The organism is bacterium (assembly GCA_040755795.1).
In the GTDB taxonomy this organism is placed as follows: Bacteria; UBA9089; CG2-30-40-21; order CG2-30-40-21; family SBAY01; genus JBFLXS01.
Genome location: JBFLXS010000006.1, coordinates 25,811 through 35,516, shown reverse-complemented (window position 1 = coordinate 35,516; position 9,706 = coordinate 25,811). Strand labels below are relative to the sequence as shown.

8 protein-coding genes are annotated in these 9,706 nt (G+C 32.8%); all 8 read right to left on the bottom strand.

The window, feature by feature from the left end:
- Nucleotides 1-250: 250 nt before the first annotated feature.
- Nucleotides 251-325, bottom strand: a complete 75-nt coding sequence (locus AB1414_00910; protein ID MEW6605996.1) for a helix-turn-helix domain-containing protein — start codon at nucleotides 323-325, stop codon at nucleotides 251-253.
- Nucleotides 326-587: 262 nt separating this feature from the next.
- Nucleotides 588-1,943, bottom strand: a complete 1,356-nt coding sequence (locus AB1414_00905) for an ABC transporter permease subunit (protein ID MEW6605995.1) — start codon at nucleotides 1,941-1,943, stop codon at nucleotides 588-590.
- A 19-nt stretch (nucleotides 1,944-1,962) separates the two neighbouring features.
- Nucleotides 1,963-3,330 carry an ABC transporter permease subunit gene (locus AB1414_00900; GenBank protein ID MEW6605994.1) on the bottom strand — a complete coding sequence of 456 codons (1,368 nt, stop codon included), beginning with the start codon at nucleotides 3,328-3,330 and terminating at the stop codon, nucleotides 1,963-1,965.
- Nucleotides 3,331-3,334: 4 nt separating this feature from the next.
- Complete coding sequence (locus AB1414_00895; GenBank protein MEW6605993.1) at nucleotides 3,335-4,048, bottom strand: ABC transporter ATP-binding protein; 714 nt, start codon at nucleotides 4,046-4,048, stop codon at nucleotides 3,335-3,337.
- Between the two features lie 6 nt (nucleotides 4,049-4,054).
- A complete protein-coding gene (locus AB1414_00890) occupies nucleotides 4,055-6,031 on the bottom strand; it encodes an NEW3 domain-containing protein (GenBank protein ID MEW6605992.1) in 1,977 nt (658 codons plus the stop codon).
- Between the two features lie 2 nt (nucleotides 6,032-6,033).
- Nucleotides 6,034-7,188, bottom strand: coding sequence for a hypothetical protein (locus AB1414_00885; GenBank protein ID MEW6605991.1), 1,155 nt, complete (start codon nucleotides 7,186-7,188; stop codon nucleotides 6,034-6,036).
- A gap of 77 nt (nucleotides 7,189-7,265) precedes the next feature.
- Nucleotides 7,266-8,159, bottom strand: a complete 894-nt coding sequence (locus AB1414_00880) for a hypothetical protein (protein ID MEW6605990.1) — start codon at nucleotides 8,157-8,159, stop codon at nucleotides 7,266-7,268.
- Between the two features lie 36 nt (nucleotides 8,160-8,195).
- Nucleotides 8,196-9,701, bottom strand: a complete 1,506-nt coding sequence (locus AB1414_00875) for a POTRA domain-containing protein (protein MEW6605989.1) — start codon at nucleotides 9,699-9,701, stop codon at nucleotides 8,196-8,198.
- Nucleotides 9,702-9,706 lie beyond the last annotated feature (5 nt).

Genomic DNA, 9,706 nt, shown 5'->3' with positions numbered 1-9,706 from the left:
TTCTATTGGATGCATCGTTATTCCACCTCCCAAACAAAATCTCCAGAATAATACACTATGTACTTCTGTTATCTTTATCGACATTTTCTCTCACAAACTTTAGCTAATTTAGGACACCACCGAATTTCTGCTTAATCTCCCTATCTCCTTTTCGGACAATAAGTAGTGTGGTATAATTTTGTTTTCCCATGTCAACCTATTTCACAGGTCGCAAAATTTTTAACAAATCAGACAGAAAGATTGTTAAAGATTACACTATCTGCCGTATTGAATATCCCTGCTCCTTTAATACCTTTATTTCCACCCTTTCCTCCAATTTTAGCATAGTGTTTTCCTCCTTTTTGCGGAATGATTTTTTGTTTTACTGCTTTTCCGCATAAGAATACACTATACTATATTTTTGCCCAGGGGGGTCAATTTTCGTTTGCCATTAACAACTTCATCATCGCTAACCACAATAATTACAAAGAGTTACAGACATTTTCAGGAGAATAGAAGGAATTTAAGTTTGGACTCTTTTGATTCCATTGATTTATTAGATCTCTTAGCCTTCTGTAAGCCATCAGAGCATTGATTCGGTTTTACATTTATCGCACATCAAACCTTAAAAATGAAAAATAACTACCTGTGAAAAAAAAGAAAAAATAAGCTATTAGTATGAAAATATCCAAAGAAACCTTTATTGTGCTTTCTTTTATGTCCCTTGTTTCAAAAATAAATTGTGGCACTTCAGAAAGAATAATTTTTTGATTATTTCCCTTAAGTTCTTCAATATATCTAATAAAATCCACTCGATATTTGCGACTTGAATTTATAAAAGATTCTTGTGTCTCAAAATTTGTCTGGCACAATTCGGTTACAATATTATTATATGCCCCAGCTGCTGATAACCAGGATAAAATATTTTGGCATACATTTAACTGATGAGATTTAATTCCCTCATAATATCTTTTTAATTGCTCTATTTTTTCCACATTGGCTATTTGCATCTCATTGTATTTCTCTTCCACAAATTTAAAAGAAGGTGGTGCTTGTACCCGATTTGCTTCCTCCATAATCTTCTTCATCCAATTATCTCTTCCCTCGATAATAATACCATCTTCTTTCCCCTGTATTTCTGAAATTTCTGGTGTAGGGACGACATAAGAACCAATAAGAATACTCAAATTTGGCATAATCAAAACCAGGATTATCCAAATAAATAATGAGGTAAATAATGAATTTGTGGAGTTAAAATTCCTGGTGGAAACAAATATCCCTATCATAAAAAATACGCTTATGTAGAGGAGTGAAACGAGAAAAAAAAGGCTAACTCTTAATATCTCTTCTTTACTTAACACTATTTCACCCACAGCGGTAATTATGAGTAATGAAACCAGAAATGAGACTAAATATGGAGTAACCACACTCAAAAATCCCCCAATGAATTTCCCTAACAATATTTTATCTCTGGAGATAGGATTAGATAACATAAGTTTCAGTGTGCCATTTTCTTTTTCTTCGGAAATGGCATTATAAGTAAATAAGATTGCAAGTAAAGTCATTACTATAGCAATAAGGTAAGCTAGATCAATTTTGCCCAAAAGTGGAAATAGAGAATTGTTGCGGAAACCTCCTTTTAAAAAAGGGTAGTCATACCTTGTAATACGGACGGTAGAGGTAATCTCCCCTTCTAATCCCTGGGCAAATATAGATAAAGGGGTCGGTGGTTTACCCACACTTTTACCATCCCATTCTAAATCTTCATAGTTTTTATATTTTTTAAATTCTTGGTCATGAAATGTCAGGTTAAGGTAATAGGCTTTTTGCCGTTCTTTATAATCATAAACAAGGACATAGGTTACGGTAATGAATGAAGTAGAACATATAAAAAAGGCAAGGAGAAATTTTAAACTAATTACATTTATTAAAAATTCCTTCTTAACAAGAGTCCATAACAACATCTCTGATAAAATCCCCTTTCTACCTGATGTCATATTTCAGGAAAGTAAAATATGTGGTCACAAATAAGATGACTAACCAACTTATCAACAAAAAGATATCTCTCTGTATGTTATTTATGAGCTCGATTAGCGGTGGTTTTTTCATCACAAATTGCGGCATTTCTGTAATATCAATTTTATTAAGCAGGTCTGGAATAGGAGAGTCTTCTTCTATCATCATTCTGTTAACATACTCAATGAACGCCTGCTTATATTTTTTTAACATAGCCATAATCTGTAGATGCATCAGGTAATCTGTTTGAGCTAAATGGCTGATGGTATAAAAAAAAGATGATACAGGAGATAGCCTGGAAATATTCATAGATAATTTTAATTGTTGATTAAGTGAGAGTTGATAAGGATTTTCTATTTTTTCAATCTCCTCTGTAATTTCCTTATCTCTTTCTATCATCCATACTGAACCTTTGTCCATTAAAGGTACACCTCCGTATTCTTCATCATACTTCGCATATTTCTCTTCAAATTTCTCCCAGGCAGTTTCAATAGTATTCCTTTTTTCTTCCATAATTTTCTGCATAGGGGTAACTGGATAAACAGAGCTTGCCAGGAGTGGACTAAGGTTAGGAATGAGGAAAACTAAAACCAACCAAATTAACAAAAGTACCAGGAGTGCAGTGGAAGATTTAACCGTAACAGAGGAAACAAATAGCCCTAAATTGCAGAATGTCCCCAGATAAATTAATGAAATGATAAATATTAACCCTAATCGACTAAAATCATAAGCAGAAAAGGGCGTTTGACATATTATATTTACTATTAGAAGCCCCAAGAGAAAGGAAACAGTAACAGGAAACAACAAGGTTAAATATCCGCCTAATACTTTCCCCCATAAGAGAAGATCTTTGGGAATAGGATTAGATAAAAGTAATTTTAACGTCCCTCTTTCTTTCTCCCCACAGATAGCATCATAAGTAAATAAAATTGCCACCAAACTCATTATAGTAGAGATAACAAATAAATAATCTATCGTTCCGAATAAAGAAAAAAGCCAGTTTTTTTCTATTCCCACAACAGATTCTGAAGAGCTTGAGATAGAAAATACCCCCGGCAGGTTATTTTCAAGTCCTTCCACAAAGATACTTAAGATATCCGCTGGTCTATCAATCTTTATCCCTTGTTCAGCTAAATCTCGATATGCAGAATAGCTTCCTGCGGTTTTTAAATGTAATTTTACATTTGCGTGATAGTTAGTTATCCTTTGATTATATTGAGTAGTCCTGATAAAGGAACTAGTTCCCATTAAGAGAAGGCACAATAAAAAACTCCATATAAATTTTAGGGTTTTTATGTTCCCCAAAAATTCCTTCTTAATAATTACCCATAACATATTTTTATCCCATAGTTTCTATATACTTTAAGTAGATTTCTTCCAAATTTTTATCCTTTATTTCACTTTTATTAAGCACATTTACAAGTCTTCCTTTGACCATAATTCCGATTCTATCAGATATCTCCTTTGCTCGGAAGATATCATGGCTTGCCATAAATATTGCCTTCCCTTCCTGCCTTAATTTCTGAAGTATAAGGAGGAATTCCTTTGCCCCTTCAGGGTCAAGTCCTGAGGTAGGTTCATCTAAAAATATTATCTTAGCATCTTTTATGAGACTAATGGCAATTCCTAATCTTTGTCGCATCCCTTTAGAGAAACTCCTTGCCCACTTATTAGTTACCTCCCTCAGTCCTACCTTTTCTAATAATGTCTTACATTTATCAACCGTAGGATACTTTCCGCACAAATGGGCAAAAAACTTTAAGTTTTGTATCGCCGTAAAATTATCATAGACCATAACATTTTCAGAGACATAGGCAACATATTTTTTCGCCTTTAGAGGTTCTTTTTCTATGTCGTAGCCATTTATTAAAACCCTTCCATTATTCGCCTGGATATATCCCAAACAAAGCATAAAAGTAGTAGTTTTGCCTGCACCATTTGCCCCTAAAAGGGTGAATATTTCTTCTCCTTGAATCTCTAAATTTAATTCCTGCACTGTAAATGTAGTATCATTTTCAAATCTTTTACTTAAGTTTTCTATTTTTAATACCATTATATCTCACCTTCTCGTTATCTTAATCATAAAGATGACCACAGCTATCATAATCAAACTTATTATTCCTATTAACGTTAGATTCACCCCTACTTTAGCCTCTTTCTTTACATTGATTCGCACTATCTTTTCTGGCGATTTTACTTCTTTATTATTTACTTCACAACTCGCCTTTATTTTCGCCTCATATTCGCCTACATTAACATTAATAGGTGGGACTAAAGAAATTATTACCTCTTGTTTTTTATCCGGGTGGATACGCTCGATTATTTCTGGAGTAAGATTTTTCCTCCATTCGTATGGAGAGGTTATATCTATCTTAATATTTTTTAATTCTAATGTCCCACAATTTTTCACCTCAATTTTTATCTTTGCTTCCTGGGTAGGTTTAACCTCATAATAAAAATTTGACGATAGTATATCTAACTTTCCTACCCCTTTAGGAATTAATTCAAGGGGATATTTGAGTGAATATTTTGGTTCTTCTTTATTAGATAAAACTACATAGAAATAAATAGATTTTTCTATTAGTGATGGATTTAATTTCTCTGGCAGGTAAAGGATAAGTTGTATTTTTTGAAGAGTAGTTTTCGGTTCTTCTTGAGTGATTTTTATTTGTGTTAAGCGGGCATTAGTTACGGGGTCAGTAAAGTGGTATTCAATCTCTTTGGGGAGATTTTTTACCTCAAGATAAAAAGTCCCCTCTGCCCCTCCTGCGGTAGCATCAATATTTAGTTCATAAACCAGATTACTGCCTAAAGCCCCTTCTTGAGCAAATTGATTGGATTCTATCTTCAATTCACTTTGCTTTTTATCCTGCGTCATATGGATATTTTTTACTATATTCGCATTGTGGTATCTTAATAGGACAGTTACATCTTTTATCCCTTTACAATCAGGAAGAAGGGTAAAGATAATATTCTTATTTTCATCAAAATCAAGTGAATTTATCTTTACCTCATAAGGCTTAGCAATTATTCTTGATTCGTTCATTAAAGAGACATAAATGTCTTCCATCTTTTTGCAAAAAGAGACCTCAAAATAACTTTCTCCGCTTGAGTACAGTTCTCTTATCTTTGTTCTTTTCTCAGGTCCACCAGTCAAGGTAAGTCTAATCACTTTATTCCCCTCTTTATCAGATGTTTTCATTACATTAGAAATAGTGATTTCTGGAGGAGATTTAGACTCACATAAATAAATTCTCATCTTTTTACTTGGTATCTCCACCTTTCTCTTTTCCAGAGTATATCCAATTCCATTTACTTCCACAAGATAATCTCCATAGTCATCTCGGGATAAATTCTTTGGTAATTTTAAAGTAATCTTTATTAATCTTTCTTCCTCAGGGAATAGTTGTTGTTTTATCGAGAGAGGCATAACTACTGCTTCCCATAGATATGGATACTTTACCTCCATCTTAATATCCTCTATAGTTGTCTTCCCTTTATTTTTAAGATTAAATCCTAAAGGAATAATATTCTCATTTTCCTCTTCTTCTCCTTTATCTATATTAGCAAGTTCTAATATTAATTTAGACTCCTTAACTAACCGGATATTTTTCCCTACTTTTCTATCAAGATAGCTTAGAATAACCTGAATATTTTCTATATCATCGATTAATAATTTAAACCTGAGCGGGGTTTTGACATTATAGGGTAAAGTTTCTATTTTCTCTTCGTAAGGAAGAGATATTATCTTACCTTCGGATTCTAAAGAGACAATAATATTTTCTATTACCTTCTTTTTCCATTTTTCAAAATAAGGCAAACCATTTGCTCTAAAATGTTGAATTTCAACCAGATACTCTGGGCTGGTATTGACAAGAACAATCTCTACAACTGCATCTGGCAAAAGGTTTGCCTCTACAATATTAATATTTGGCAATCCATCTGGAAGATTAATATTTGAGTTTATCTCTGCTGATACCTTTGAGGTAAAGAAAGTAAAAGTTATAATTATAAGAAAAGTTTTCATTTTTTTCATTTTTAAAATTTTAGTTTAACCGAGATGTAAGATGTTTTAGGTGTTTTTTTAAATTCTTCGGGATATTTGACTGTTTCAATCTCTTCTTCTTCATCATCTTCATACTTAATAATCTCTATGTCTTCTTTACCAAAAGGGGAAATGACACCTATGTTAATTTCACATCCTGAAAAGAAATTATAATTAAGAGTACTTACTATAAGAGAACTGGTATCATTTAGATTTCTTATAAATGTATTATCTATCTTTATTACATTATTAAAATTATAGTCTAATTCAACTCCGAGATAATCTTGCGCCAGACTGGTTATTTTCTTAGCCGAGAAACTCTCCCAATCATATAGTTTTTTTGTCTTTTTCCCATTTTTATCCTGGTAATATTCAACAAAAATAGATAGCCCGTTAGAAAATTGATGGTCTAATCCTACAACATATTGATGATATCTTCTCCCAACTTTTGGAAAGATGTAAGACATCTCTATCCACATATTGACGAGGGAATATAAATTACCCCTGGCACCAAATCCTACCATCTCCTCCTTATTCTTCTTATTTTGATAATAACTTGTGGTCAAATCATAGTCAGCAATTTTATATTTTGTATTAAGCATACAGGGATGAGACTTTTCCTTTTTTAAAGGGATAACTGCTATTACATTAAATGAATTGATAAGTAGATTCTTTATTTCAATTGGTGCCCCAATCATCAAAGAACATGTCTGTTTTTTTGTCATATCTTCCTCTTCTATCTCTCCCACACCTATTTTCTTAAATCTATTTGTGGGGTTCCAAATATGTCCTTGTCCTATTTCATAGTTCTGCTTACCTATTTTTAGTTCATAAAAAGAGTTAGAATATGTTATATATGATATATTAGAAAGTTTAAGTTTTTTCGGGGTTCCCTTCTTCATCTTAAATCTTCCCCTTAATGTGCTAGACCCTACAATATTATCGGTTAGGCCTAACTCAAAATTAATTTTTACAAGATTATCAACCTCCTTTTCTTTTTTTGTCCTTTCATTCCCTTCATCCTCTGTGGATTTAGAGAAGGTATATGTATTCTCCAATTCATTACTTCTACTTATCCAAAAACTAGACCAACCAGATTGGGGAATAGACACTAATAAGATAATTGCCCATACTTTTAGTTTTACCATTTTTTTATCAATCCTGGTATTTGCCCGACTTAGAGTTTTCTTCCCTTACAAAATCAATCTATTGGAATTCCAATTTTCTATTTCTTGATTGATTCCAATTTCTTTTGTAATTCTTTATTTTGTGGGAATAATTTTAACCCTTCTTTCCATATCTTTTCTGCTTCTTTTCTTTTGTTCATTTTCAGATATATTTCTCCAGAGCGAAGGTAGGGAATAACAAACTTTTCTTCCTTTGGTTTATCTTTTTGCAGTTCGATTAACTGTTTGAAATCATCCAATGCATCTTCCTGCGTGTCAAAGATGGGGGGGATACCTTTATAAGTCATTGCCCGCCAACAAAGGGCTTCCCAGAGGATATTCCAATCCTTCGGTTGGAGTTTCTCAATAATTTTATCAAATTCTCGTAATGCCTTATTACACCAATGCCCCTGTTCTATAATTGTATTATTAGTCGGGTCTATCCGGTAGACATAAACCTTTCCTAATTGAAGGTGCAAATAAGGATTATTTGGTTTTATAGATAGTGCTTTTTTTAATGCCTTTTCTGCTTTCGCATATTCATAGAATTGGAAGGATAATTCTGAGAAGTTTATAAGATAGTCAATATTCTTTGGTTCTAATAAAACCGCAGTCTCTAATTCTTTGAATGCATTTACCTTTATTCTTTGGAATGTTTCATTTTTCTCTAATTCTTTCAGTCCAGTTTCACCTTTTTTTGTAAATATTTCACTTTGCATCCGAAGGGCAGATAGGATATAAAGCTTACCTAATTTATAATGAGCCTCAGGATCTAGTTTATTATTAGCTACCATTTTCTCATAGGTAGCAATATCTTGCTCTAATTTCTTCTGGTCAATATTTCGATAGTTATCAGGTATAAAAGGTGAAGGAGGGTTGTCATTGGCAAAACTTAAGGTGAAGAATCTGACGATAAAAAGGCTTACTATTATTATCTTTGTCAACAAAGTCATCTATTTTCTCCCAAGAGCAATTTTCCTCACATTATCCTAAAAGAATTGTCCTAATCCCAAATATAACTTAGGTCCTTCAGAGGAATTTAGTCCATAGACAGAATCTAACCTAATCACCGCTTCGGGAATAGGCTTAAATATCCCCCGAATACCTATCCCTATACCCATTTTTAGATGGCCAAACTTATCGGACCACACATTCCCTATATCTATAAAGTTTACTCCTTGAATCATTGCCATATCACTATTTAATAGGGGATAGCGATATTCTGTATTAAAGACCACCATCTTATCCCCCTTAAATTCATAGGCAGGGTATCCACGGATGAAGTCATTTAGTTCAAATCGGTGTTGCATCTCTAAATTCCTCCCGTATTTCCCTCTCCCTATGCCTCCCATAACTCGGCAGCCAAGGTTTTTTCTCTCCTTCAATTTACTAAACTGGGTGTAATTAAATCTTATCTTTGTAAAATTAAAATCCGAACCAACATTTTTATCAGATATTCCCAGAGAGAGGTAATATAAATATCCATCTAAAATTTCATCATCGAAGTTCATTTTATCATATTTTGCACCTATAGTCAATAAATTTGTTTTACCATTTTTAGGAATAGGAGTGGGATACGGTGAATTCTTCTCTAATACGAATGATTCCTCGGCAGTTTTAAATCCGAATAAAAGCTCCCAATATTCTTCAATCTTTTTACCAATTTCTATATTTTTACTTTGAGTTGTCCTTTCGTAGAGGCTCATTACTTTTCCTTCTTTATGTTCTTCATCCAATATCCTTTCTGAAGAAAGTCCTAATTTAATTGAATAATTACTTCCAAAGACCCGTGGGTCAAAGAATTCTATCTCATAGCAAGAGAAAGACTCAACCTGACCATAGGATAGGTCTATCGATTGATTATTCCCCATGAAATTGCCCCATGTTATCCCTATTTCCCAATAGCTTCTACCATCACTTCCAAAATCAATCCAGGGAAGAATTGTCCAGCTTTCTTCCACAATAAATGCTAATTTAAGCCTATCATCATCATATTCTACTTCATAATCCACTGAGTTAAACAATTGGAGATTCTTCAGTCTTTGTAAGTCTTGTTCACAGTTTTTTATATTAAAGACATCTCCTTCTTTTAGTCTAATCTCTTGTTTTATTATTTTTTCTTTGGTTTTTTTATTACCGTGAATTATTAACTCTTTAATTTTCCCTTCGGTGATAGATAATAATAATTTCTTTGTGTCATCTATTTTAAAATTCTTAACCTCGGCATAAATATATCCCTGGTTATGATAGAGTTCTTTAATTTGTTGGAGGTCCTGAAGGAATATTTCCTCATGGAATCTTTCACCTTCTTTTGTCATCATTATTTTTTTAATTTCTGAAGCGGTGTATATTGAATTCCCTTCAATCGTTATACTATCTAATTGTAACATATTCTGGTTTTCTGCGCTGATGTAATTACTTTTTAAAAAAGAAAATAGCATCCATCCCCATATTATTATTCTCACCATCTTTCTCATTTTTCCTTTTTGCATCATAGAAT